Consider the following 25415-nt stretch of genomic DNA (forward strand, 5'->3'; position numbering starts at 1 on the left):
AGCGGCCCAATCGGGCCGCTTTTTGTTGAAACTTGCGGTACTCAGGAGAATCTTGACCGGCCCCTATTTTGGGAATGAAGCCCCGCGCTTATCATGTGATCCATTATGGCAATCATGGGTCGCTAATCAGAATCGTCGGGGTGTTTCATGGATCGTCAACAAGCCGCTCAATTCATGCTCGAATGTCTGCGCAAGATGGTGCTCAAGAAGGGCTCCGACCTCTTTATCTCCGCCGGTTTTCCCCCCGCCTGCAAGATTGATGGCCGCATGACGCCAATGAGCAGCCAGGCGTTGAGTGGTGAGCAGACCAATACCCTGGTGCGCTCGATCATGAACGACCGTCAGGTGCGCGACTTCGATGCCCACAAGGAATGCAACTTCGCCATCAGTCCCCAGGACATCGGGCGTTTCCGGGTCAATGCCTTCGTCCAGCAGGGACTGTGCGGCGCGGTGCTGCGCACCATCAACGCGGGCATCCCGACCATCGAGGAACTGCATCTGCCGCCGGTGCTGAAAGAAGTGGTGATGAACAAGCGCGGTCTGGTGCTGATGGTCGGCGGCACAGGATCGGGCAAATCCACCTCGCTGGCGGCCATGCTCGGTCATCGCAACGTCAACAGTTACGGTCACATCATCACCATCGAGGATCCGGTCGAGTACGTCCATCCGCATCGCAACTGTCTGATCACCCAGCGCGAGGTTGGGGTCGATACCGAAAGCTGGGAGGCGGCGCTGGTCAATACCCTGCGCCAGGCGCCGGACGTGATCCTGATCGGCGAGATCCGCACCCGCGAGACCATGGAATACGCGATTAATTTCTCCGAGACCGGACATCTCTGTCTCTCGACGCTCCATGCGAACAACGCCAATCAGGCGCTTGACCGCATCATCAACCTCTTTCCGGAGGAGCGCCGGGGACAGTTGCTGATGGACCTCTCGCTCAATCTCAACGCCATCGTCTCGCAGCGTCTGCTGCCCTGCACCGATGGCGGACGCATCGCCGCCGTCGAGGTCATGCTCAACTCGCCGCTGATCCAGGATCTCATCTTCAAGGGTGATGTCGGCGGGATCAAGGCCATCATGAAACGCTCGCGCGAGCTGGGTATGCAGACCTTCGACATGGCGCTCTTCGATCTCCATGAGGCGGGCAAGATCAGCTACGAGGATGCGCTGCGCAATGCCGATTCGATGAATGGCCTGCGTCTGGCGATCAAGCTGGAGGGACGCGAGGCGCGCGAAAAGGATCACTTCACCGAGACGGAAACCCTCAGAATGGTCGGCGATGAGGGAGAGGACGTCCTGGATTCGAACCTGTTTGGCGACTCCTCGCCGGTCTCGCGTATCGAGGATCCGCCAGCCGGAACCTTCGGCGAGCCGCGCCCCAAGCCGCGCGGGTCATTCTAAACGCTCAACGGACAGACACCCATGGACATCAAGCCCTATCTCGAACTCATGATCCGCCACAATGCGTCGGATCTCTTTTTCGCCACCGGCGCTCCGGTCAAGATCAAGATCGAGGGTGTCATGCGGTCGGTCGGCGACACGGTGCTGACCCCGGCGCTCTGTCGCGAGACGCTGGAGGCAGTGATGACTGCGGAACAGATCGGCGAACTGGAACGTGAACGGGAGCTGGATTTCGCCATCGCGCTGGAGGGACGCGCACGTTTCCGGGTCAACGCCTACTATCAGCGCGGCCAGCCATCGATGGTGCTGCGCTACATCCAGGCCAATGTCCCCACCCTGGAGTCACTCAACGCCCCGCCGATTCTGTCGCAGCTCGTCATGCACAAGCGCGGGATCATCCTCATGGTCGGCGCCACCGGATCCGGCAAATCGACCACGCTGGCGGCCATGATCAATCATCGCAATCAGAGCGCCTCGGGACACATCATCACCATCGAAGATCCGATCGAGTTCACCCATTCGCACCAGCAGTGCATCGTCAGCCAGCGTGAAGTCGGACTCGATACCAAGAGCTATGCCAATGCACTCAAGAGCGTGCTGCGCGAGGCGCCGGACGTGGTGCTGATCGGCGAGATCCGCACCCGTGAAGCGATGGAGGCCGCCATCGAGCTCGCCGGAACCGGTCATCTGGCGCTATCAACCCTGCATGCGAACAACGCCTATCAGGCGATGGAGCGGATCATCAACCTCTTTCCGCAGGCGATGCACAAGACGCTCTTCATGGATCTGTCCGTCTATCTGCGGGCGATTCTCTCCCAGCGTCTGGTGCGCACCAAGAGCGGGGCGCGCTGTGCCGCGATGGAGGTGCTGGTCAACACACCCCATATTGCGGATCTGATTCGGGAAGGGCGTGTCGATGCCGTCAACGAGGCCATGCAGCAGAGCAACAGCGAGGGTATCCGAACCTTCGACGACGCGCTGCTGGCGCTCTATCGCGAAGGCACCATCACCCTGGAAGAGGCGCTCACCAATGCCGACTCGGCGCCCAACCTAGAGGCGAAGGTGCATTTCGGTTAAACCGCGCCCGGTGCGGTAGGCGTGGGTTTGCCAGGATCAGGGACGCAGCGCCTCGGGATGGTTCGATGCGACCCGCAGCAGCGCCAGGGCGGGGCCGCGCGGGTGTCGCCGTCCCTGCTCCCAGCATTCCAGGGTCCGGGCGCTGACGCCCAACAGCGCGGCGAAGGCGTCTTGTGTCAGGCCCATGCGCTGGCGGATGGCGCGGGCGTCCGGTTCCGATACCTCGCGGGTGCGTAGCGTCACCTCGCCGCGTTGGTGGGCCTTGATCTCGCGGATGCCGTCAAGGATTTCTTGCCCGATGTCGCGCTTACTCATCACTGATTTCCTCGGCAATCGCCCGCAGGATGTGGGGCGGGATGTTCGCTTGCTCGTTCTTGGGGTAGAGGGTCAGCAGCCAGATTTGACCGGCTCGACTGCGCCAGTAATAGATGATCCGCAGTCCTCCGCGCTTGCCCCGTCCCGATCCAGCCCAGTGCAGCTTGCGCACGCCTCCGCTACCGGGGACCACGTTACCCGTCTCGGGATGCAGGATCAGGGCGGCTTACAGGGCCGCGTACTCGTCATCTGTCAGGTGTTGGGTGACGAGTCGGGTAAAGAGTGAGGTTTCGATGAAGACCATGCCGGCGATGATACGTCAAAGGCGTGGTTTCGTCTGTGTTGCGTGACGGGTTATCCGGCCTGCTCCTGGGTGGATCGGGGCAAGGTCACAACCTCGCCACGCGGGCGCAGACCGATGGCACGCAGCAGGAAGTCGGCGACGGCCTGCATCGGCTTCCGCAGCCGTTCCACGTCGGTAATGACGTAACCGGCGGTCACGTCGCCGCTGGTCTTGTGATTCGCCAGCCGCTTGACGGCATAGGCCGAAATATCCAGTCCTTCCGCCGTGGTCATGAAGGTGCGCCGCAGGTCGTGCAGGGTGAAGGTGATGCCTGACCGGGCGGTGACGCGGTTGAGCTGTCGCTGAATGTCGCCCAGATGCCCAGCCCGGTTGGTGTCGCTGGCGAAGACGTAGCGATCCCCTGGGGCCGCTTGAGTGCGGCGGCTGGTCAGCAGGTCGAACAGGAAGTCAGACAGGGGCAGGGTGTGCGGTTCGTGATTCTTGGTGTCAGGGACCATCTGGTCAAAACGACGGGGCTACCTGGGGGCTACCGCCGTCGTGAATCTTGGTGGGTGTCTGAGGATGTCCGTAAACCTCTAACTCGCTGATTCAAAAGTGATGATGTATGCGGGTGTATCTTGGCGGATCATGGCGTAACTGGCAACTTTAGAACTTGAAATTCAGTCCACGCACCTTGTTGCGGAAATCTTCCGTTACCGACTCGATATCCTGGTCGCTGGAGATGACCTTGGGTGTCAGCACCACGACCAGTTCGGTGCGATTGGCTTCCTTTGAACGCTCGCCGAACAGCGCGCCGGCAAAGGGCAGATCGTAGAGTCCGGGGACGCCCTGCTTGCCGTCGCTGCGCTGATCCTGGATCAGACCGCCGAGCACGACCGCCTGATTGGAGCGCACCGCCACCGAACTGGTGATGTTGCGCGTTTGAAAGGTCGGTGAGTCGAGCGATGAGCTTTTCGTCGTCGCGACCGTGCTCACCTCCTGCTCGATCTCCATCTGCACCAGCCCGCCCGGGGTCACGCGCGGCTTGACCGAGAGCATGACGCCGGTGTCCTTGTATTCGATGGTGTTGATGACACGGTCGTTGACCGATGTGGCCTGCTGTTGCGAGGTGGCCACGGGAACCTGCTGGCCGACCTGGATCTTCGCGACCTGATTGTCCAGCACCATGACCGATGGCGACGACAGCACATTGACGAGGTTCTCGCCGGCCAGTGCGCTCAGGGTGGCGCGGATGGTGTCCGGGCGCGAGATCACGGCCCAGTTGAAACCCGGAAAGATGTTGCTGATGCCGGATTCGGTCGAGCTGTCGAGGGTACCGTCGAGCGAGATGCGGCTACGCTGATCCTTGGTCGCCAGGCCAAAGAAATCCCACTGGACACCGTATTTGAGATTACCGGTCAGGGTGATCTCGACGATGGTCGCCTCCACCAGCACCTGCAACGGGACGATGTCGAGCTGTTTCAGGGCGTCCAGGATTTTTTTGAAGTCGCGCGGATTGGCGCGCACCAGCAGCGAGTTATTGACGGTGTCGGCGACGATGCTGACGCTGGCCGACATCTCGATTTCGCGCGATGAAGCACTGCGGGTGGAGTCGGACTGACCGACTGCGGAATCGGTGCTGGTGTTCGTTTGACTGCTCGCCCCTAGTCCGCCTGAACGGTTCAGCCCAGAGGAACTCCCGGATGAGCCCCGGGAGCCGATGCTCGACTTGCCAAGCCCCGGCGCCACGCTGCCGACCGAGCGATTGCTGCCGCCACCACTGGTACCGCCGAACAGTTGAGAGAGGATGTCGGCGAGCCCCTCGGCGTCGCCGTGCTTGACCCGATAAACAAAGAGGCGCTCGGCGGCATTGCCCGTGGCCTCGGCCATATCCAGTCGCTCGATCCAGTTGCGCGCCTGTTGGATATAGCTCTCCTGAGGCGAGACCACCAACAGCGCATTGGAGCTTTCGATCGGTACGAAGCGGAACAGACCCTTGATCGGGTTGGCCGCTTCGTCGGCCAGCAGGCTTTGCAACTGGGTCGCGACATCGGCGGATTTCGCGTATTCCAAGACGAAAAAGCCGACCGACAGACCGGACATCCAGTCCACATCGAAGACCCGGATGGTATCGAGCAGATTGCCCATTTCCGGGCTGGTGCCAGCGATGACCACCAGGTTGCGCAGGTTGTCCACGCGGATGACGCTGCCTTCTGGCGCCAGCGGCTGGAGGATGTTGCCCATTTCCTCCGCGCCGATATAGCGCAGCGGCACCACCTGCACGCTATAGCCTTGGGGCAGGGCGCGCGCCGATTCGCCAAGCTGCGGCACGACCTTGCCCTGCATGGCATTGGCCAGTGGCACGACCTCATAGGAACCATCCCGGTAGACAATGGCTGCGTTGTTCATGCGCAGCAGGGTCTCCAGGGTGGGGATCAAATCCTCGCGGCGCAGCGGGCGTCCGGTCTGGAGCGAGGTGACGCCCTGCACCGCCGGATGCAGGACGTAATTGACCTTGAGCAGATCGCCGAGAATGACCTTGACCACCTCGCGAATGTCGGTGCCGTCGAAGTTCAGGGTCACGTCGCCGGGTGTGGTATCGACGCTCGGCGGTGTGACCTTGCGGACGAAGGTTCCGGTGCCGCGTTGCAGCGACTCGTTGGATTTTGCCGTTTTGGTGTTTTCGTCACCCAGCGCAATGGTCTCGGCGCCCGTGCCGCCGCGTTCCTTGAAGGCTTCCCGTCTATCAAGCTGGTCGCGATCCACGACATGACCTGAAGGTTCGCCAACCTTGACGGTGGGATCCCAGTAGCCGCGCTCGCATGCTGCCAGTGTCAGCGCCAGGGCGATCAGGATGAGCGGGCGCAGCCAGCGTCCAGGCTGCATCCGACGATAACAATGAAAATCGGCGTACATTGGGCCTCGATGATGACGGTCGCCGCATGGCGGCGAATGGATCATGGTGTGGGGGGGGCAGGCGGCACGCCTTTGGGCAGGCGGGGCGTGCGTCGCGGGACAGGCGCGGGGGCTGCCGCAGGCGACTCTTTGCTGTAATCGCGCAATATTAGCGCATACTCCTCACCCTGTCGCTCCAGCAGGACGCGGTCTTCCAGGATCTCGCGCACCGACCAGCCCTCGAAATCGTCGCCGATTCTGACCCGGCGCAGCTTGGGTTGCGCCGGGTCTTTCACCCAGGCGGAAATGATCGACGGCGTGATCAGGACACCGGTCAAGTCCATGGTATCCAGTTGGGCATTGCTCTCGGGAGTGGCTGGCGCCGTCTGTTCTGCGTCCGGTTCCGGCTCGGGTTTGCGGTCGGGCCGGAAAATGGGACGCTCGATCACGCTTGCGAAGGTCTCCCGTTCAGGTGGTGGCTTGAGTCTGGCCAGTGGATCCGGAGCAGACTCGATCTGCGTGCCGGTCGCCCCAGCCGACTCGTTGCCGAGCCCGGCCTGAGAGGGCGGTGGCGGCCAGTCTTTCCACAGCAGAACTAAAAATCCAAGCAGCAGCAGGACGGTGAAAGCGGGCAGGATCCTCGTCAAGTGCCACCCCCGAGGGCAAAGCCAAAGATGTCCAGTCTGACGGTCAGTTCGCCCGTTGGAGATCTCGGCATGCGACGGGGGCCGCCGGGCAGATCGGGACGCGCTGAGGAACGGATCGACAGCTGCTCCACAAAGAGGAACGGACGCGCCTGCTCGATCTGGTGCAGGACATCGAGCAGGGTCTCAGTCGAGCCTTGGATCTGGGTTCGCACGCGCACGCGCGGCGGATTCTCGCTCTTTTCTTCCGGCAGCAATTGGGTGCTGACCAGGCTGCCCTTGGCCGCCGTGACAATCGTCTGGACCTGACTCTGCAACTGAGCGCCAGCGAGCGCCGGGGTTGGTGCACTGAAATAAAATGCCTTGAAGGCATCGTTACTGCGAACCTGTTCCAGTTCGGCCTGGAGTCCCGGCAGCGTCTGTAGCAACCGCCGGTAGCGGGCCAGTTGGTCCTCGCCCGTCGCGATCCTCTCGTTGAGTTCGGCGATCTGGTTGGTCCAGGGGAGCAGGATACCGGCGAGCAAGAGGAGCGGCACCATGACGAGCAGCAGCCAGACCAGGGCGCAGACGATCTTGGGGGGCAGCTTCAGGGTCATTGGTCGCTCTGAAGGGTAAAGCTGAAGGAAATATTGAAACGCTCCTTGCCGGTGCGGGCGATCTGGGTCACCGGGGATCTGAACGCCACGCCGTCGATTCCGGGTGCCTGTTCCAGAATGGCGATCAGCGCCGTCGCCTGTCCGGATTCGCCACGCAGATCGACCTGACCCTGGTTGTACTCAAGACTCTGGATCCAGGTGTCGTCGGGCAAGCGGTCGGTCAGCTCGCGCAGCATCTCCAGGATTGGCGGCTGGCTCCATTTCTGCTGCAACACCGCCGTACTCCCCTGGCGGGCAAGCTCCAGTTCCTGACGCACCTCATCGACCCTGATCGCCTGCGCGCGGACACGCCGCACCTCCGCGTCGAGCGATTGCGCCATCTGGCTTTTTTGCCACACAGGGGTTGCCATGATCGCCATGCCAAGCAGCAGGGCGACGATCAGCAGCAGTCGGCTGACACTGAACCATGCCTGTCGATGGAGCGGTCGTTCCGCCAGCGGCAGCAGATTCGCCCGTGGCCAGGCGCCCTGCCAGACGATCCGGTCAATCGGCGAACCGGCTTCCTGCAATCGCCTGATCCAAGCCTCCACCTGATCGCGCCGGCACAGCGCCAGATCGAGGGTCAGACGATCAGTCCGCTGAGAACCTTGCAGTTGGTAGTCGAAGACCACGTCCTGCGCCTGAAAGGGCGATAAACGGTCCAGCTCATAGCGCAGCACCTGCGGCAGATTGCTCCGCACCTGGGCCGGAAAGGAAACCCGCCGCGTCAGGATGGCGGTATCTGGCAGCATGAGCTCCGTCACATGTCCGGGATCCCTGCTGCGCTCGAACAAAACGCCCGGCAGGGGCGTGATGCCCGCGACATCGAAATCGCCAATGGGTTCGCGTTCCTGGCCCACCGCAAAAAACAGGTGCGCCGTGGCGCCCTCCGGCTCGACGATCAGACGCCGACGGCGATTCGCCAGCGCCAGACGCGCGAACCGTGGCAGACAGCCCGCAAAACGCTCGCGGATGTCTTGGGACAGGTCAGCAACGGATGGACTGGTTCGAGAGATGCCTTGGGTCAAGCGATTGAAATGATCGGTGAGGGCCATGGATTTGAAAAATATGAAATTTAAACCGCGTCCCCACCAAGAGGCGTGGATGCTCCAAACGTCAGGTTCACTCGAAACCCGGCATCCCGCTCTGGACGCAGTTTAGGTTGACAGGATTTTTCTCAGTGTCAATCGATCAGTCAATCACTCGCCACCCTCAGCGTCCGGTCAACCATCGTTCACTTCTGGATCCGCTGATTGCTCAGGCCCAAGCCCGAAACGTCGCCAGCGAACCAGATAAGGCGGCTGTTGGCCGGACATTACTTCTACCACAGCCTCCATGCGACGCCCCTGTCGGCCAGAGGATCCTTCCCTGACCAGGATCCGATAGAGCGGACCGCCACGGTCAAGTGTGCGTGGTCCGGTGCTGCCGGGAACCGTCGTCTGATCCCGTTCGGCAACCTGCTCCCGGGCCGCTTCGAGCGAGATCCCCTGCGTCGCCGCCAGCACCGCTGGCGAGGCGAATTTCTCCGCCAGCGCTTCGCCCTCGCCCTCAACCGTCACCTCGGGCGCCAGTCGCCGATAGATGTCCGGGGTCATGCCGAGTACCTGTCGCAGCTCCTCGACCGCGACAAAGGGCTCATCCTTGGCGCCGAAAGCAAGTCCGGCCTGTTTATAGTCGCCGTCTTCGGCGCCATTGAGACGCGCCAGATCGTCCTCGTCGCGCCAGTCGGTAATGGCTGACGCCAGCGCGTTCGCCTCATCTTCCGGCACATCGAGCGCGCGCAGCAAGGATTCGAGCAATTCGGGTTCGGCCTGATTCAGATTGATGCGCGACATTTCGTTGAACACCGAGATTCTCAGGTCGGTTCCGGCGAACCACCAGGAGTGCGGTGCACCATTCGGCAGCCAGATTGCCGTCCCTGTTTCCGCTGTGGTCGCCTCGGCATCGGTTTCCGAAGGCTGCGTCATGAAATTCAGGGCGGCATAGGCGAGGGCGGCGTCGGCCAGGAGACGGAAACGAACCGTCTCGACATGATTGTCGGTCAGGGCCACCTCGGTACGCTGGGCGGCGGTCAGGCCGACCGCCATGACCGTGAGCAGGGTGAGCACCCACATGACCAGCATCAGTGCGATGCCTCGCTGGCGTACCGATGGTGACATCAGAATTGCTGCGCTGGCAGGGTGATGAAGAGATCGGGCCATGATTGCGAGGCGGTCGTCAGACGGATGTGCAGGAGTGTGGGCAGGGTGGATTGAGCGAGCCATTCGTTATGCCAGCCGGGCTCGGTTTCGCCGTCGGGGGTGCCATAGTAGGCGACGCTAAAGGCGTCCACTTCAGCCAGCAGCAGGGTTCGCCCAAAGGCACCGCCCGCCCGGTCCAGATCGGATGGATAGTCATCAAGCGTGTTGCCGCCGTCCTTCTCCAATGGCTCCCAGGGCGGAAAGTCGTCGCCTCCGGCCAGCACCTCGGGGTGCAGCAGCCAACGGCTCAGCACCAGTGCCTGACTCGCGCCCCGGCGTTCGAGCGTCAGACGCAGGACGTAGAGCCCGGAGAGGCCGACATGTTCGGAGAGCGGCGCCGCGAATTCGAGTGCCGTATCGCTGCCGCCAAAGACCATGACCGATTCGGCCTGGACCATGACATTGAGGTTGCGGGCCTGACTCAGCGCGCGCGCCAGAAAGCCATGCGCCAGACGCAGTTCGTCGGTCTGGCCGCTGACCTTCTCCACCGCCTCCCAGGCGCGCGAACCGAGGCGCAGCCCCGAAAACAGCAGCAGCGTGATCAGACCGATCATGGCCAGTGCGATCAGAAGTTCGACCAGGGTAAAACCTTGCGGCCGCTGCGTTGGGGCTTTCATCTCTGTTCCATGTTTCAGGGATTCTCGCCCAGACGCAGGGTCGAAAGCGTCAGCCGCCGCACCTTCCCGAGATCGCGCCAGAGCACACTGCCATGGATGACATAGGCCGTGGCGGGCGGTTCGGTCACGGCGTCCTCGCTGAGTTCGACCGGCATGATGCTCAGTTCCCAGTCGAAACCGTTCTCCGGGTCGCCCACAACCGAACCGGCTTCCAGGGGAATCGCATGACCGACGGCGGCGAGTTTCGATTCAATGAGCGAGGCCGCCTGGCTGTATTGAGATGAGAGGATGGTTGTCTGGGTCGCCCGCGCAAAGATGTTCATCAGCACGCCGAGCGACAGGGCGAGGATGGCAAAGGCCACCAGCACTTCGAGCAGCGAAAAACCCTCTTGCCGATGGGTGCTCATGGACCCTCCCAGGTCGCCAGATCGATGCGCCCGGTGAGCCAGATCACACCGATCTGAAAACCGTGATCGCCGTTCGCCAGCAGGATTCGTCCGCCCGTTGAACTGCCATCGGGGAAAAAGCGGATGACACCGCGCTGATCGTCCAGCATCTCGCGGCTGGCCGCATCCAACTGGACCGTCAGACGCTTGGGCAGCTTGAGACTGCGATAGCCGCGAAGATCCAGACGGTGCGCGTCGAGATCGACCAGCAGTTCGGTTTCAGCGCCCTGGCGAATGGCCGATTCCCTGGCCAGACGCAGGATCGCCGCCGTCTGGCGCGCGGCGGACTTCATTTCGAGTCCTGGAAAAGAGGCTGAAAACAGCGAGGGAACCGCCGTCATCATCAGCGCCGCGATGGCCATCACCACCAGCAGTTCGACCAGAGTGAAGCCGTGCTGCCCGGACACAGGGAGCAATCTTGGAACAGAGAACACGTCAAGCGCTTTCCTGGAAAGTGTCTACCCGCCTGACAGACCGTCAATGGACAGGATTAACAGGATGATTCAGGATAAACAAGATTGAAAACAGGTTGTTGAAAAATCCTGTCCATCCTGGAAAATCCTGTTAATCCTGTCCATTTGAGGCGCGTATCAGGGATGGATTTTCAGGAAATCACCTAATCCCAACTGCGGATATCAGCGTTCTCGCCCTCGCCGCCTTCGCGATTGTCGGCGCCGAGCGACCAGATGTCGAAGGCGCCATGCTCGCCGGGGAAGCGGTACTGATACTCGAAGCCCCAGGGATCTTTCGGCACCTCGTCCTTTTTCAGATAGGGTCCGTTCCAATTCGGCGCATCGCCCGGCTTCTCGACCAGCGCTTTGATGTCGCTCGGATAGCGACCGATTTCCAGGCGGTACATATCGAGCGTGGCCGACAGATCGCTGATCTGGAGATGGGCCGTCTTGCTCTTGGAACTGCCCAGAAATTTCATCACCTGTGGGCCGACCAGTCCGGCCAGCAGACCCAGAATGGCAAGCACGACCAGCAATTCGACGAGCGTGAAACCACGTCCGCGTCTGGAATGTATTGAACGCATCGGGATACCTCGGATTCCTAAAAATTCAATGATGAAAGCCGCGCGCATTGTATGGCGCAACGGGTTTGATGACCAAGGACGATCCGCTTAAACCGCGCCCAGCACGGTATGCGATCTTTGTGGGTCAGATCGGCCCTGGCAGACTCAAGGATTATCGGAGCTGGCGCGGTTTAAGGTATTAAAAAATATAAAATTTTAAACCGCGTCGCCACTGATGTCGCTGACTTCCCCAGAGCTAAACACAAATTGAAAATTACGCATATCGCACTGGACGCGGTTTAGAAGACCAAATCATTGGCCCCGAGAATCGCCATCAGGATGGAAATGATGATGCCGGCTACGACCACGCCCAGACCGACGATCAGCGCCGGCTCCAGCAGTGTCAGCATACTCTGCACGCTCGTCCGGGTTTCGCGGTCATAGATGCTGGCGACCTTGGCCAGCATGGCGTCCAGACTGCCCGATTCCTCGCCGACGCGGATCATCTGCAACGCCAGATCCGGTAGCGCCTGCAGGCGCACCAGCGGTCCGGCCAGCCCCCGACCGTGCTTGAGATCGTCGCCTGCCTCGTTGAGCAGGCCGAAAATCTTGCGGTTCGACACCACTTCCTTCGCCAGGTTCAGCGCATTGAGCAGGGGCAGACCGTTTTTCAGCAGGGTCGAGAGCGTATGACAGAGCCGCGCCGTTTCCATCTTCCAGATGAGATCGCCGAACAGCGGCAGATCGAGCACGCGATGATCCACGCGCTCGCGCACCTGCGGATTCTGCATCCAGCGTTCCAGGATCACCGCAATCAGTGCCACCACGCACAGCATGGCCCACCAGTAGTTGCGAAAGAGATCGCCCGCCGCGACCACGATCTGCGTCGGCACCGGCAGCGCCGCGCCCATGTCGTCAAAGAGGACGGTGAACTGAGGCACCACGAAGACCAGCAGCATGATCACCGAGAGCCCGGCGACAAAGAGCAGGATGGACGGATAGACCAGCGCCGAAATGACCGTCTGGCGCAGCTCGGCGACCCGCTCCAGATAATCCGCCAGCCGATTGAGCACCTGATCCAGCGCGCCGCTCGCCTCACCGGCGCGCACCATATTGATATAGAGCCGCGCAAACTGGCCGTCCTGGCCCTCCAGCGCACTCGAAAAGGTCGCGCCGCCCCGCACCCGTTCCTGCAAATCGGACAGCACCCGCACCAGATGCTCCTCTGCGGTCAGATCCACCAGGATCTGCAACGAGCGGTCGAGCGTCATGCCGGCCTCCAGCAGCGTCGCCAGCTCGCGGGTCAGGATGCCGATCTCTTTCTGGCTCAACCGCCGTCGCCGCACCCGCCCCAGCTTGGAGCGCAGACTTTTGGTGGTGCGGGTCTCGATGGGGATCAGACCCTCGCCCTGAAGCTGGCGAATCACCGCCGCCTCGTCCGCCGCCTCGATCTCGCCTTCGACCGACTCGCCATCGAACTTCACGGCCTTATAAAAAAACTTCGGCATCAGGACATCCCGCTCAACAACAGTTCCTGATGCCGGGCCCGCAGTTTGGCGAGCTTGGGCGAGATGACGGCCTGACAGTATCCCTGTTCCGGATGACGGCGATAATAATTCTGATGCTCGTCCTCGGCCGGATAGAAGGTTGGCGCGGGCAGGATCCGGGTCACGATGGGAGCGGGCCAGATCCGGGCGGCTGTCAGGTCGGCGATGGTCCGCTCGGCAGTTTCGCACTGAGCAGCTGAGTGATAAAAGATCACGGATCGATACTGGTCGCCGACATCGGCGCCCTGACGATTGTGGGTCGTCGGGTCATGGATGGTGAAAAAAATCTCCAGAAGTCTGCCGAAGTCGAGCAGATCCTGATCGAATGTGATCTGCACCACTTCAGCATGTCCGGTCCTGCCGTTGCAGACATCGCGATAGCTTGGATGCTCGCGGTTCCCGCCGGCATATCCCGAAACAACCGACTCGACGCCTTTGATGACCTGAAAGGCGGCCTCCAGACACCAGAAGCAGCCGCCGCCAAGCGTTGTGATTTCAATCGTCATCGGCACATCCCCGTCAAGGTGAATGATTGCATGATGCCCGGCGGTTCAGGCTCAACGTACTCCGGCGACCGGCCGCATTTCCCGGTCGCAGACACCACCGACCTCGACCGTTTTGACCGCACCGGCATCGCGGCAGGATTCGCCTCGGTCAGACAGCCGGCAGGTGATCCCCAGCGGTTTGCCTTCGCTCAGCCAGTTCGGAACCTTGCGATAGCGTCCGGCCTCACCCGCGCGGCAGCCGCTGGGAATGCCATAGGCCGGACAGGCACCCGCCCCGCGCAGCGAGACCTTGCGCGCATCGACCAGAAAACCGGGGTAGTTGTCCTCGATCCGCACCACATCCCGCTCCGGGGTTTCGTCGAAGCGGAATTCCTCAAAGGTATAGCCCTCGTCGCGCTTATCGCCGACCTCAATGCGGGTGTTGGCGATCAGGGCGAAGTCGTCCCCCTTCTTTGCCACCGCGCCGGTCATGTATTCCACGCGCGGATGGTTGGGGAAACACTTGCCCATCGCCGGCGCGTGATAGTAGTGACGCATCATTTTGAGATCGCTCAGGCTGTTGTCGGGAAAGACCCTGAGCAGATCGTCATCCGTGCCGAACAGGATGCGCTCGACATCGGGCAGGCTCTGGGCATACATGGCCTGGAGCTTGGTGTAGCGCTCGTTGCCGGCGAGATCGGGGCGCAGAAAACAGGAGGTGAGCCCCGAGATCTGAGTCAGATATTCGTCCCAGATGTTGTATTGCGTGACCGATGACGAGGCGCCCTGGAAATCGCCGGGGAAGCCGCAGCCCTGTTTGCTCTGGCATTGACCGACCGCGCGGTTGCGGATGGAGAGCGCGATGATGTTGCGCTCGCAGGCGCCGTAGGCATTGCAGCCGCGTCCCAGATGGCCCTCGTAGATGGCCGTGCGCATGACGTAATCCAGATGTTTGGCGCGGGCGAGCGTGGTCGGCGAGCCCAGTTTCCCGTTGTCACGGATGAAATCGTCCCAGGCGCGCTTGAGCGCAGTGCGGCGCTGGGTCAGACGGGCATTGGCTCCATCGCAGTCGCTGGAGGCATGGAAGGCGCGCACGATGCGGTCCAGTTCACTCACGCCAGCCTCGGCGCGTCCGCTGCCTGCGCGCGGCGGATCGAATGAAGGCGCCTTCTCCAGCGCATAGAGATTGCGCACGCTGATGACATGACGCACCCTGGACGGGCAGTGATGATTCTCGACCTTGAGATCCTTGCGCGCGGCAACGGCGCGCTTGAAAACATCAGTCGATGCGCGGGTCGCCTGACGCGGATCGACCACGACCTCGAAGCCGACATAGGGCGTGCCGTCCTGGTCTGTCAGCGGCCTGCCGTCGCGCAGCGGCAGACAGGGAATGAGCGATGTCCCCTGGACCAGGGTGCCCGCGCGCGTCCCGCTCCCGGAGCCGCCGACACTGTCGGCGGTGTAATAGGGCACCTCGAACGGGCCATTGAAGCCATAGACCGTCATCACCGGCGTGGCGGGGATCGCCGCCTGGACATTGGCGGCGGCGAAGAAGAGCGCGATGGCGCCCAGAGCTTTGCGCATCAGTGAGTCTCCTGATCGATTGAGATGTGGGTGAGCGCCAGTCACGCAGGCTTGCATTCAATGGGCCGGCGTTTCCTCGGGTGCCATCCATCCCGGATCCGGCAGCCCGCCCTCGATCATGACGGGCCGCATGGCGTGCAGTAGGTTCGGGAACAGATGACCATGTTCGGCCTCCTCGCGGGCCAGCAGCGTCTTCATGTGCTCGCGTCGGGTGGGCATGGTGAAGCAGGCGGGGCAGGAGTCGGGGATGACCGGCAGCCCGGCGCGGGCGGCGAAATCGGCGGTCTGGCGCTCGCGGCAGTAGACCAGCGGGCGGATGATGCGGACATCGCCCTCGTCGTTGCGATAGTGCGCCTTCATGGTGCGGAACTGTCCACCGTGAAAGAGCGACAGCAGCAGGCTCTCGGCCAGATCGTCCAGATGCTGGCCCAGCGCCAGGACGTTGTAGCCCTGTTCGCGACAGATGCGGTACATGATGCCGCGCTTCATCCGCGAGCAGTAGGCGCAGAATGAATCGCCGTCCATGTGTTCCTTCGCCTGTTCCATCAGCGGCTGCTGTTCGTAGTGCCAGGGCACGCCCAGGGTGTCGTAATAATCCTTCAATGATTGCGGATCGAAGCCCGGCACCTCGGGATCGACGGTCAGTACCGCCAGCTCGAAACGCACCGGGGCGTAGGTGCGCAGATGGTTGAGGATGTGCAGGAGCGAGAGTGAATCCTTGCCGCCGGAGACGCCGAGCAGGATGCGGTCACCCTCGCCGATCATGCGGAAATCGGCGATGGCGCGTCCGACCTGCCGGAGCAGCGACTTAGGTGGTTTGAGCGGGTTGATGGCATTCATGCAGGCAAGTGTATCCCAGACCCCGATGGAAGGAGGAGAGCGCAAAGCGATGGGACTCGATGCGCCAGTCGGTCGGGGTCGCGATCAGAACCAGACAGGACGGGCCACCGTGGGTGCGCGAGCGTCCGGCAGCGCCGGGATTGACGACCCAGGGAGGGGCGTCGAGATCCACGGTCAGCAGATGACTGTGACCATAAACGATGGTGCGGGCGCGCGGAAAACGTCGCCGCAGCAGACGATGACGATGACGTGCCGGGATCTGATGGCCGTGAATCACGACCAGGCTCCCGCCGGGCAGTGGCTGTTCCAGGCATTCGGGGAGATGAACGAGCAGCGCGCGATCCTCTGCCGGCCATTTGCGCGCCACATCGTTGTTGCCGAAGACAGCCAGCACCCGGCCGAGTCGCGGCTGGATCTGGGCGAGGATGGCGGCGTGACCGATGTCCCCGCCATGCACGGCCAGATCGCAGCTCTCGACGACTTCCCGGACGCGCGGATCGAGTGCACCGTGGGTGTCGGCCAGAATGGCGACACGCACCAGCGGCATGGCCGCAACAGTATCCAAAATGGGCGGGTGATGAGTCACTGACATCAGGTCATGGTCAGGGCCAGCTTGCCGGTCACATGTCCCTGCTCGATCAGTTTGTGGGCCTCCGGCGCCTGTTCGAGCGGAAAGGTTTGCGAGACATGGATGCGCAGTGCGCCATGATCGATCAGATCGCCGCAGCGACGCAGGATTTCGCCCTGATGGATGCGCGCGCGCGGCAGGTTGCGCAGCATCGGAGCCAGCATGAGCTCCAGACTGAGACGCAGATTGCGCACCCGCGCCTCTTTCAGATCCAGCTCCGGGCCGGGATCGAGAATGGTCACCAGATCGCCATAATGCGCCATCGCCGGGATCGTCTGGCGAAAGACCTCGGGGCCGACCGTTTCCAGTGCGATGTCCACGCCCTGTCCTTCACTCCAGTCCATGACCGACTCGACCAGATCCTCTTCGCGGTAATTGATGCAGTATTCGGCACCCAGCGCATGGGCAAACTCGGCCTTCTCCGGACTGCTGACCGTGGTGCAGACCCGCGCCCCGGCGGCTCGGGCAAGCTGGATGGCGACATGCCCGACCCCGCCTGCGCCGCCGTGGATCAGCACCCGCTGGCCTTCGGTCAGACGCGCCCGGTCATGGAGCGCCTCCCAGGCGGTGAGCAGCACCAGTGGCGCGGCGGCGGCCTCGATCATGGAGAGTGCGCGCGGCTTGGCCTGCGCCAGATGCTGGTCGATCACCCGGTATTCGGCATAGTTCCCCGCTGGTCCGCCGAGCCCGCCCCAGCAGAACCAGACCTCATCGCCCGGCTTGAAGCGGATGACCGACTCGCCGACGGCCTCCACCACGCCGGCCCCGTCGCAACCGAGGATCGCCGGCAGTCCATCCGGGATCAGCGGGCCATTTCTGCGGATCTTGGTATCCACCGGATTGACCCCGGCGGCATGGAGCCTGACCAGGATGTCATCCGGCCCGCTGAGTTCCGGGCGTGGTCGCTCCACCCATTGCAGGACCGCCGGTCCACCGGTCTCGCGCATCTCGATTGCTTTCATCGCTTGCTCCGTTGTTTGCATCTGTTTCGATTCTGTCTGGCTGCCGCTGATCGGCAATGCGCGCGGCGGATCCTGTCTGACAGGCGGTCAGCCGATGCGTCAGATGAGTCAGCAGCAATTATGTAAGGGCGGCAGCCCTTGCCCGACAAGCGGCGGGGAAGCTCAGGGCGTTTTGCGAACCTGTTCCCGACCAAACACCCGTTATGATTGATGGGCATTTCGACCGCAATCGATGCCACCTGTCATCCATGGTCGGCGTCAGACCATGGAAAGCGCGACCCAAACAAGTGTGACAGAACAACCGGCCTGGCAGTCGGGACGGGGCGCGTCACATGACGATCTGGTAGCATTGGTGACGTGCTGGCCGTTCAGCCGTTGCCATGCCTCTGACATCAACCTGTGAAAACAAGCCTTTATGTTTGGTTTCGGAAAAAAGCACAAGACGCCCGGTCAGACTGAGCCGGATCCACGCACTGAGTCAATCGAGCCGCTCATTGCCCTGGAGCCGCTGCCGGCTGAACCGATTCCTGAGGCGAAATCGGATCAATTGTCCGAGTCACCCAAAAAACCCTGGTTCGGCAAGCTGTTCAGGTCCGGCAAGCCGTCTTCACCGAGCGCGGCACCGGTCGAGCCGTCTGCCGCCGAACCGGCACCGGTCCAGCCAGCTCCAGCGGTCATCGCACCCGCGCCACCGCGACCGGTTGCGCCACCTGCTGCGGCGCCGGAATGGGCACCGGATACCGAGTCGAAACGCGGCGTCTTCTCGCGTCTGCGCGAGCGTCTGTCGCGTACCCGCTCACAATTCGGCGACGGGTTGGGCAATCTCTTTCTCGGTCGCAAGCGCATCGACGACGACCTGATGGAGGAACTGGAAACGCTCCTTATCATGGCCGATGTGGGCGTGGAAGCCACCGCGCGCATCATCGCGGATCTGACCGAGCGGGTGAAACGCAAAACGCTGGCCGATCCGCAGGCGCTGCTCCAGGCGCTGAAAAAAGATCTGCGCGCCATTCTACAGGCCGCTGACGGGCCGGTGCGCCAGCCCGCGCCGGGCAAGCCACAGGTGATTCTGATGGTCGGCATCAATGGTGCGGGCAAAACCACGACCATCGGCAAGCTCGCCCGCCGACTCCAGGATGAAGGCAACAGCGTCATGCTGGCAGCTGGCGATACCTTTCGCGCCGCCGCCGTCGAGCAGTTGGAGACCTGGGGCGAGCGTAACCGGATTCCGGTCATCGCCCAGCATACTGGCGCGGACTCGGCCTCAGTCATTTTCGACGCGCTCCAGGCCGCAACCGCGCGCGGGGCCGATGTGCTGATCGCGGACACCGCCGGGCGTCTGCACACCAAGACCAACCTCATGGACGAGCTGTCAAAGGTCGCGCGCGTCCTCAAAAAGATCGACCCCGAGGCGCCCCACGAGGTGATGCTGGTCGTGGATGCCACCACGGGCCAGAACGCGCTCAATCAGGCCGAGCATTTTCATCGCGCGGTGGGACTCACCGGCATCACGCTCACCAAGCTCGATGGTACGGCCAAAGGCGGCATTCTCTTTGCGCTTGCCGAGCAGATGAGGGTGCCGATCCGCTTCATTGGCGTCGGCGAGTCCATTGAGGATCTACGTCCCTTCGACGCGGATGAATTTCTCGATGCGCTGCTCGGCTAGTGTGCAGCACCTTGGAAATCCCGAGGCCGTTCGTTGTCGTCAGCTTGCGAATCTTCGATTACGACAACGATCAGAGACGGTCTCAGAACATCTGCACTGCTGCAACAGGGAGCGCCGCGCTTGATCCGCTTCGAACATGTCTTCAAACGCTACCCGGAACGCGGCGAAGCCTTGAGCGATGTCAGTTTCGAGATGAACGTCGGCGAGATGGCCTTTCTGACCGGCCACTCGGGCGCCGGCAAAAGCACCCTGCTGCGTCTGCTGGGGCTACTGGAACGCCCGACTCGCGGTCAGGTCGTGGTCCACGGACGCAATCTGGCCTCCCTGCCGCGCGGCCAGATCCCCTTCCACCGTCGTCAGGTCGGGATGATCTTTCAGGATTACCGGCTGCTGCCCGACCGCAGTGTCTTCGACAATGTCGCGCTGCCGCTGGTGGTCGCCGGGCTTCCGCACAAGGACATCGGGCGACGGGTACGCGCCGCGCTGGATCAGGTGGGCCTGCTCAAGCGCGAGCGTGCCACTCCGTCCGCGCTCTCGGGCGGCGAACAGCAGCGGGTCGGCATCGCCCGCGCCGTGGTTGCGCGTCCGCCGGTGCTGCTGGCCGATGAGCCGACCGGCAATCTGGATCCCGATCTCTCGCGTGAAATCTTCGAGCTGTTCGAGCGTTTCCATGCCGTTGGCGTGACCCTGCTGATCGCGACCCACGACCTGAGCCTGGTCAGATCCATGTCACACCGCACCTTCACCCTGCACGACGGGCGGCTGGTGAAGGACTCGGGGGGGCACTGACGCATGGCCAAACGCCGCGCCCAGCGCAGCCGCGCACCCGGCCTGCTCGAACGTCCCGGAATCTGGTTCAACCAGCATCTGCAAAGCATCGTCGCCACCCTGGGTCGGCTGTTCGATACACCGCTGCCCACCGGGATGACGGTGGCGGTCATCGGCATCTCGCTTTCGCTGCCTGCCGCGCTCTATGTGCTGACCGACAATCTGCGCACCATGGCTGGCGGCTGGGACCAGACAGCGGCGGTCTCGCTCTTTCTGCAATACGAGACCAGCGATTCCGCCGCCGCTGTCGTCGCTGACAAGCTGCGCGGCTGGCCCGAGATCGCCCAGGTGCAACTGGTGACCCGCGAGCAGGCGCTGGCTGAGTTTCGCGCGCTCGGCGGCTTCGAAGCGGCGCTGGAGCAGATCAAGACCAACCCGCTGCCGGTGGTGCTCGCCATCTATCCGCGCACTGCCGACTCGACTCCCGCACGCATGGAAGCCCTGCAAACCAAGCTGCTGGCCTTGCCCGAGGCCGATTTTACGCGGATGGATACGCTCTGGTTACAGCGTTTTCAGGCGATTCTGGATCTGGTGCAGAGTGCGGCCCTGCTGCTCGGCGGGCTGCTGGGGATGGGGGTGCTGCTGATTGTCGGCAACACCATCCGGCTGGAGATCCTCAACCGGCGCAACGAGATCGAGATCATGGAGTTGGTGGGCGCCACAGCGGCCTTCATCCGCCGCCCCTTTCTCTATGCCGGGGTCTGGTATGGTCTGCTCGGCGGCCTGACCGCCTGGCTGCTGGTGAGTCTGGCCGTGCTGCTGCTGCAACACCCGGTCTCGCGTCTGGCCAGCCTCTATCGCAGTGAATTTCCCTTATCCGGACTAGGACTCGCGGCGACTGGCGTGATTCTGGCGTCGAGCATCCTGCTGGGTCTGATCGGAAGCTGGATTGCGGTCAACCGCCATCTGCGCGGGGCGGAGCCAGGATGAATCGGGGCGGCCTCATTGATCCCTTTGCCGTGGGAACCTGCGGCATGACCATCCAGGCGACCGTGCGCGGCATCTGTTGCCGCGCGCCTATCAACTCGATCACAGTCTTGCGACGATCAGGGCTCATGGTCAGCATGAAAAGATCCAGCGCAATCATTCGATATGCGCTGACCTGCCTGTTTCTGGTGTTCCTGTGCCTGCGGACAGCCGTGACCCCGGCGGCGGCGCTGCCGACGGGCATCGATCTGTCGCTGAATGGCTTCGGCACCGTGGCGCTCGCTCGCTCCACGGACGACTCTGCGCAGTTCGTCCGTGATCTGTCGCAGCCGGACGGGCTGACCCGTGGGTGGCATTTTGAGAACGATTCGCTCCTGGGGGTCCAGGCCAACCTGAGTATGGGGCCGCAGTGGCAGGGCGTGCTCCAGGTGGTTTCCCGCTATCAGTACGACAGCACCTTTACCCCCGAGATCACCTGGGGCTTCCTGCGTTACGACCCCAATCCGGTCTGGAGCCTGCGTGCCGGGCGTCTTGGCACAGAGTTCTACATGCTGGCGGATTCGCGTCTGGTCGGTTATTCGTATGTCACCGTGCGCCCGCCGGTCGATTTTTATGGAACCTTCCCCTTCAATACGGTTGATGGCCTGGACATCGCGGCGGCCACTCCAGTGGCTGGCGGACTGCTGCGCGGTAAACTCTACGCGGGAATCAACCAAGAGCTTTCTCCGCTCGGCAGAGATCCCGATTTCGACATGAGCGGCTCGCTTCTTGAAGGCGGTTATCTGGATTTCTTCAAAGGTGCCTGGCAGATCCGTCTCGGGCATTCGCGGCTGCGCTTCGAACATGACCTGCCGGTCGAGAGCTTTTATGACCGCCTGCCAACGGCGACCGCCGACGAATTACGTGTCGCCGGCAAATGGAGCAGCTTCACCTCGTTCGGGTTGACCTATGACGGCGGACCCTTGCAGAGTCAGTTCATGCTGAGCAAGACCCATAATGACCACGGCACCTTCCAGGATACCTGGGCCGGCTATCTGATCCTGAGCTATCGCCGTGGCGATCTGACCCCCTTCATCGGCTTATCGGCGGTCAAATCCGCCCCCAGGACGCTGGAGCAGCCTGTCTATCCCTACACCGACCTCTATCAGGCCGATTTCCATAGCGACCAGCGCACGACCTTCTTTGGTGTCCGCTGGGATTTCATGGAAAAAATGTGCCTGAAAGCCCAGGTTGACATCGTGCGCGGCACAGCGGATTCGATTTTTCTCTATCGCTGGGAAACCCCGGATTGGGACGGTTCGATGACGGTGTTCAGCTTGGGCTGGGATTTCATCTTCTAGGCCCAACTCATGCCAACGCCCATCGTCCTGCTGACACGGTTGCTCCTGTTCTGGCTCCTGGGAACGACCGTGCTTTGGGCAGACCCCGGGGTACTGGTCGTGATGAACTCCGCCAGCGGCGTTGAGAGCCTCACCCGCGACCAGGTCGTCAATATCTTTCTCGGCCGCTTCCGTCAGTTGCCCAACGGCATGCCGGCTCTCCCCATTGATCAGCCAGCGGATCAGCCGCTCAAAGCGACCTTCTACCAGCGGCTGGTCAACAAACAACTGGCTGAAATCCGCGCGTATTGGGCCCGACTTGTGTTTTCGGGGAAAACCACGCCGCCGCGCCAGGCTGAAACCCCGGAGCAGGTGCTGCAATGGCTGGCGGAAAATCCCGGCGCAGTGGCCTATCTCGACACGGATCCGCCATCACAGGTCAGGATTGTTTTCGTACTGAGTGCCGCGCCGTGAAGCCGTTGAGGTCACGCTGGCATGGCAGTCTCCTGGTCCGCACCGGAGCGGTCCTGGTCGGCGTCTTTCTGGTTCTGGGCGCCGTCACCGTCACGGCGGGCCTGCACGCGACCAAATTGCGACTCCAGGAGTCTTCCCGCCAGCGTCTCCAGCAGCTCTTGGATACGGTCGAGAGTACGGCCAGCGTGGCCTGTTTCGCCAACGACGAGGTGCTGGCGGGAGAACTGGCATCCGGTCTGCTGAAGAATTCAGAGGTTCTGTCCGTCACGATTCTTGCGGGGGATGCGGAGCTGGTCAGCCACCAGCGCCATGTGTCGGCACAGACGGATCCGGACGAAGCGCCCGCCGCACCGCTGGTGCGTGACATCCATTCGCCCTTCGACCCAGGCCAGCGGGTCGGTCAGCTCCGGTTGGTCCCCAATCACGCGCTCATCCGTCAGACGATGCGCCATGAATTGATCGCCGCGCTGTTGCAGATGGCCTTGCAGTTGACCGTGGCGGCGCTGGCGGTGATGGCCGCCATGCTGATGTGGATCATTCGTCCCATCGCCTCCATCTCCAGCACCTTGCATGCCATGGATGCGACGCGCGGTGAGCGGCTGTCGGTGCCGCTGCATCACAGCCGGTCGGAAATCGGCCAACTGGTGACCGACGTGAACCATCTGGCGGACCGTCTGGTCCAGACGCTTGAGGAAGAACGTGCGCTGCGTCTTCAGCGTGAATTCGAGGAACGTCGTTATCACGCGATTTTCGATAACGCCCAGACCGGTCTCTTTCTCCTCAATACCGCTGGCGCGCTCAATTCCTGGAACCCGAGTTTCGCCCGATTACTGCATTTGCCGCCCGCCGCATCGCCGGCCGGTCTGTCGCTCCAGGCTCTGGGCTGGAAAACACCTGAGCGCGTGAGATCGCTCCTGCGTAACTGTCTGAATCGCCCCTCCAGCACCTCTGCGGATCTGGATTACTGTGCACCCGACGGGGCGAACCTGTGGCTGCATCTCGTTCTGACACCCATCGACACCGATGCCCTGCAGGGCGTCCTGCATGATGTGACCGCGCTCAAGGAAGCGGAGGCATCAGCCAGGCGGCAGGCCGTGACCGATCCGCTGACCGGGATCGCCAACCGACGCGGACTGGAGCAGCGTTTGGGTGATCTGGCGCAGGCCTGCGCCCACGGCCAGATCAGCGGTTTTGCGCTGATGCTGGTGGATTTCGATAACTTCAAACGCATCAACGATGGCTTCGGGCTACCGGCAGGGGATGAGATCCTGAAAGAGGCGACTCAGCGTTTATGCGCCTGTGTGAAGAGTACGGATGTCGTGGCCCGGCTTGGTGCGGATCAGTTCGCACTGCTGCTGTCGAATCTATACCAGGGCGAAGACGCCGAAGGTGTTGCGTTGCGGGTATTGCATTCGCTGCAACAGCATTATTTCATCGCCGGTTCTCCGCTGAAACTCCATGTCAGTATCGGCATCGCCTTCTATCCGCGTGACGCGACTGGCGATCTGCCGCGTCTTTTGCTCAATGCCGAATTCGCGCTGGATCATGCCAAGGCCGAGGGCGGGAATGGCATGCATTTTTTCAACCCCGAGCTGGCTGCGGCGGCCGAGCGTCGGCGTCAATTGGAAAACGACCTGCGCATGGCCATTCGGGAAGAGCAGTTCGTGCTCTTTTTTCAGCCTATCGTGGACCTGCTTGAAAGTCGGATCTCAGGCGCCGAGGTGCTGATCCGCTGGAACCATCCGCAGCGCGGCCTGGTGTCCCCGAATGAATTCATCCCGCTGGCGGAAGACACGGGGCTCATCATCGATATCGGCTTGTGGGCGCTTGAGGCATCCGGTCGCCAACTCGCCAGGTGGCGTACCGAAGGACGTGAACTCTCTCTCTCGCTCAATGTTTCCGGTCGGCAGATCCCTGCCGGGCTTCCGGTTGAGGTACTGCGGGATGCCTTGTACCGCCTGGGTTTTAGGTCAGAGTTCCTGGCGCTGGAGATCACTGAAGGCGTGCTGCTGGATGATGTGGAAGGGGCGCTGAACTGGCTGACCGCCGTCCGCAGTCAGGGTTTTTCGATCTATCTGGACGATTTTGGGACGGGTTATTCGTCGCTGTCGTATTTAAAACGCTTTCCGGTTGATCGCCTGAAGGTGGATCGCAGCTTTGTGCGCGATATCGACAAGGATCCCAGTGATCGCGCCCTGGTCGAGGCCATCGTCGCCATGGCGCGCAGTCTCTCGCTGGAAGTGGTTGCTGAAGGTGTCGAGGAGGCCGAGCATGTGCGGCTCCTGCATGCCATGGGCTGCCGCTATCTTCAGGGCTTTTATTTCTCGCCGCCGGTACCGCTCGAAACCTTCGACGACATCCATGATCAGCTGCCGGACATGCTGGGCAACGCATTGCAGGGTTTCTTGCGCGATACATCCTGATGAGCCGATCTTGGCAGTTGGCGGTGCCTCCATTTCACCCTACCAAGCTCAATCTGGTGCGCCGCCGAAAAACAGTCTTTTTGACAGGATTAACAGGATTTTTAAACCATTGTTTTGAATCCTGTTAACCCTGTCTGAAAACTTTCTATTCGACGAGTCAG

At 62.1% G+C, this 25415-nt stretch carries 27 protein-coding genes; 9 read left to right on the plus strand and 18 right to left on the minus strand.

What is annotated here, in order from left to right:
* The first annotated feature begins 147 nt into the window (after positions 1–147).
* Together EDC35_RS16420 and EDC35_RS16425 are read left to right on the plus strand one after the other, a co-directional pair.
* Entirely contained in the window at positions 148–1404 is a 1257-nt protein-coding gene (locus EDC35_RS16420; protein ID WP_132978349.1) for a PilT/PilU family type 4a pilus ATPase, read from the plus strand.
* Between the two features lie 21 nt (positions 1405–1425).
* Positions 1426–2481, plus strand: coding sequence for a PilT/PilU family type 4a pilus ATPase (locus EDC35_RS16425; RefSeq protein WP_132978350.1), 1056 nt, complete (start codon positions 1426–1428; stop codon positions 2479–2481).
* Between the two features lie 36 nt (positions 2482–2517).
* Here EDC35_RS16425 and EDC35_RS16430 read toward each other — a convergent pair whose 3' ends face one another.
* From EDC35_RS16430 to EDC35_RS16460, 7 genes are all read right to left on the minus strand, one after another.
* On the minus strand, positions 2518–2796 hold the full coding sequence (locus tag EDC35_RS16430; protein ID WP_132978351.1) for a helix-turn-helix domain-containing protein: 279 nt from the start codon (positions 2794–2796) through the stop codon (positions 2518–2520).
* On the minus strand, positions 2789–2989 hold the full coding sequence (locus tag EDC35_RS18900) for a type II toxin-antitoxin system RelE/ParE family toxin (protein ID WP_243651752.1): 201 nt from the start codon (positions 2987–2989) through the stop codon (positions 2789–2791). Before EDC35_RS18900 ends, EDC35_RS16430 begins: the two co-directional genes overlap by 8 nt.
* A gap of 161 nt (positions 2990–3150) precedes the next feature.
* A complete protein-coding gene (locus EDC35_RS16440) occupies positions 3151–3597 on the minus strand; it encodes a tyrosine-type recombinase/integrase (protein ID WP_132978352.1) in 447 nt (148 codons plus the stop codon).
* A 148-nt stretch (positions 3598–3745) separates the two neighbouring features.
* Positions 3746–5995 (minus strand): type II secretion system secretin GspD, encoded by a 2250-nt coding sequence (gene gspD, locus EDC35_RS16445; RefSeq protein WP_132978353.1) that lies wholly within the window; start codon positions 5993–5995, stop codon positions 3746–3748.
* Positions 5996–6036: 41 nt separating this feature from the next.
* Positions 6037–6621 (minus strand): hypothetical protein, encoded by a 585-nt coding sequence (locus EDC35_RS16450; RefSeq protein WP_132978354.1) that lies wholly within the window; start codon positions 6619–6621, stop codon positions 6037–6039.
* Complete coding sequence (gene gspM / locus EDC35_RS16455; protein ID WP_132978355.1) at positions 6618–7214, minus strand: type II secretion system protein GspM; 597 nt, start codon at positions 7212–7214, stop codon at positions 6618–6620. Before gspM ends, EDC35_RS16450 begins: the two co-directional genes overlap by 4 nt.
* Positions 7211–8005 (minus strand): PilN domain-containing protein, encoded by a 795-nt coding sequence (locus EDC35_RS16460; RefSeq protein ID WP_243651753.1) that lies wholly within the window; start codon positions 8003–8005, stop codon positions 7211–7213. The genes gspM and EDC35_RS16460 overlap by 4 nt, the downstream gene beginning before the upstream one ends.
* Before the next feature lie 12 nt (positions 8006–8017).
* Between EDC35_RS16460 and EDC35_RS18905 the strand changes: the two genes are divergently transcribed.
* Complete coding sequence (locus EDC35_RS18905) at positions 8018–8332, plus strand: hypothetical protein (RefSeq protein ID WP_243651754.1); 315 nt, start codon at positions 8018–8020, stop codon at positions 8330–8332.
* 144 nt (positions 8333–8476) lie between these two features.
* On the opposite strand, the gene EDC35_RS16465 is transcribed toward EDC35_RS18905, so the two are convergent.
* The 11 genes from EDC35_RS16465 to EDC35_RS16515 all read right to left on the minus strand — a co-directional run bounded on the left by EDC35_RS16465 (position 8477) and on the right by EDC35_RS16515 (position 17617).
* Positions 8477–9412: a type II secretion system minor pseudopilin gene (locus EDC35_RS16465; RefSeq protein ID WP_132978357.1), complete on the minus strand. Its 936-nt coding sequence runs from the start codon at positions 9410–9412 to the stop codon at positions 8477–8479.
* A complete protein-coding gene (locus EDC35_RS16470) occupies positions 9412–10110 on the minus strand; it encodes a prepilin-type N-terminal cleavage/methylation domain-containing protein (protein ID WP_132978358.1) in 699 nt (232 codons plus the stop codon). The genes EDC35_RS16465 and EDC35_RS16470 overlap by 1 nt, the downstream gene beginning before the upstream one ends.
* Before the next feature lie 14 nt (positions 10111–10124).
* A complete protein-coding gene (locus tag EDC35_RS16475) occupies positions 10125–10517 on the minus strand; it encodes a type IV pilus modification PilV family protein (RefSeq protein WP_132978359.1) in 393 nt (130 codons plus the stop codon).
* The gene (locus EDC35_RS16480) at positions 10514–10963 is read right to left on the minus strand and encodes a GspH/FimT family pseudopilin (RefSeq protein WP_243651755.1); all 450 of its coding nucleotides are present in this window, start codon (positions 10961–10963) and stop codon (positions 10514–10516) included. The genes EDC35_RS16475 and EDC35_RS16480 overlap by 4 nt, the downstream gene beginning before the upstream one ends.
* Before the next feature lie 209 nt (positions 10964–11172).
* Positions 11173–11592 carry a type II secretion system major pseudopilin GspG gene (gene gspG / locus EDC35_RS16485; RefSeq protein WP_132978360.1) on the minus strand — a complete coding sequence of 140 codons (420 nt, stop codon included), beginning with the start codon at positions 11590–11592 and terminating at the stop codon, positions 11173–11175.
* Between the two features lie 278 nt (positions 11593–11870).
* On the minus strand, positions 11871–13079 hold the full coding sequence (locus EDC35_RS16490; protein ID WP_132978361.1) for a type II secretion system F family protein: 1209 nt from the start codon (positions 13077–13079) through the stop codon (positions 11871–11873).
* Positions 13079–13624, minus strand: a complete 546-nt coding sequence (gene msrA, locus EDC35_RS16495) for a peptide-methionine (S)-S-oxide reductase MsrA (RefSeq protein WP_132978362.1) — start codon at positions 13622–13624, stop codon at positions 13079–13081. The genes EDC35_RS16490 and msrA overlap by 1 nt, the downstream gene beginning before the upstream one ends.
* Positions 13625–13675: 51 nt before the next feature.
* Positions 13676–15187 carry a hypothetical protein gene (locus EDC35_RS16500; RefSeq protein ID WP_132978363.1) on the minus strand — a complete coding sequence of 504 codons (1512 nt, stop codon included), beginning with the start codon at positions 15185–15187 and terminating at the stop codon, positions 13676–13678.
* 57 nt (positions 15188–15244) lie between these two features.
* Positions 15245–16027 carry a PP-loop family protein gene (locus EDC35_RS16505; RefSeq protein ID WP_132978364.1) on the minus strand — a complete coding sequence of 261 codons (783 nt, stop codon included), beginning with the start codon at positions 16025–16027 and terminating at the stop codon, positions 15245–15247.
* Positions 15996–16574 carry a metallophosphoesterase family protein gene (locus EDC35_RS16510; protein ID WP_132978365.1) on the minus strand — a complete coding sequence of 193 codons (579 nt, stop codon included), beginning with the start codon at positions 16572–16574 and terminating at the stop codon, positions 15996–15998. The genes EDC35_RS16505 and EDC35_RS16510 overlap by 32 nt, the downstream gene beginning before the upstream one ends.
* A 44-nt stretch (positions 16575–16618) precedes the next feature.
* Positions 16619–17617 carry a zinc-dependent alcohol dehydrogenase family protein gene (locus EDC35_RS16515; RefSeq protein WP_132978366.1) on the minus strand — a complete coding sequence of 333 codons (999 nt, stop codon included), beginning with the start codon at positions 17615–17617 and terminating at the stop codon, positions 16619–16621.
* Positions 17618–18032: 415 nt separating this feature from the next.
* Between EDC35_RS16515 and ftsY the strand changes: the two genes are divergently transcribed.
* The 6 genes from ftsY to EDC35_RS16545 all read left to right on the plus strand — a co-directional run bounded on the left by ftsY (position 18033) and on the right by EDC35_RS16545 (position 25254).
* Positions 18033–19283, plus strand: coding sequence for a signal recognition particle-docking protein FtsY (gene ftsY, locus EDC35_RS16520; protein ID WP_207896287.1), 1251 nt, complete (start codon positions 18033–18035; stop codon positions 19281–19283).
* 120 nt (positions 19284–19403) lie between these two features.
* The gene (gene ftsE, locus EDC35_RS16525; RefSeq protein ID WP_132978367.1) at positions 19404–20072 is read left to right on the plus strand and encodes a cell division ATP-binding protein FtsE; all 669 of its coding nucleotides are present in this window, start codon (positions 19404–19406) and stop codon (positions 20070–20072) included.
* Between the two features lie 3 nt (positions 20073–20075).
* A complete protein-coding gene (ftsX, locus tag EDC35_RS16530; protein ID WP_132978368.1) occupies positions 20076–21041 on the plus strand; it encodes a permease-like cell division protein FtsX in 966 nt (321 codons plus the stop codon).
* A 134-nt stretch (positions 21042–21175) separates the two neighbouring features.
* On the plus strand, positions 21176–22378 hold the full coding sequence (locus tag EDC35_RS16535) for a hypothetical protein (protein ID WP_132978369.1): 1203 nt from the start codon (positions 21176–21178) through the stop codon (positions 22376–22378).
* Between the two features lie 9 nt (positions 22379–22387).
* Positions 22388–22831, plus strand: a complete 444-nt coding sequence (locus EDC35_RS16540; RefSeq protein ID WP_132978370.1) for a type 2 periplasmic-binding domain-containing protein — start codon at positions 22388–22390, stop codon at positions 22829–22831.
* A complete protein-coding gene (locus EDC35_RS16545) occupies positions 22828–25254 on the plus strand; it encodes a putative bifunctional diguanylate cyclase/phosphodiesterase (protein WP_165903461.1) in 2427 nt (808 codons plus the stop codon). Before EDC35_RS16540 ends, EDC35_RS16545 begins: the two co-directional genes overlap by 4 nt.
* Positions 25255–25415 lie beyond the last annotated feature (161 nt).

Source organism: Thiobaca trueperi (genome assembly GCF_004342175.1).
GTDB classification, from domain to species: domain Bacteria; phylum Pseudomonadota; class Gammaproteobacteria; order Chromatiales; family Chromatiaceae; genus Thiobaca; species Thiobaca trueperi.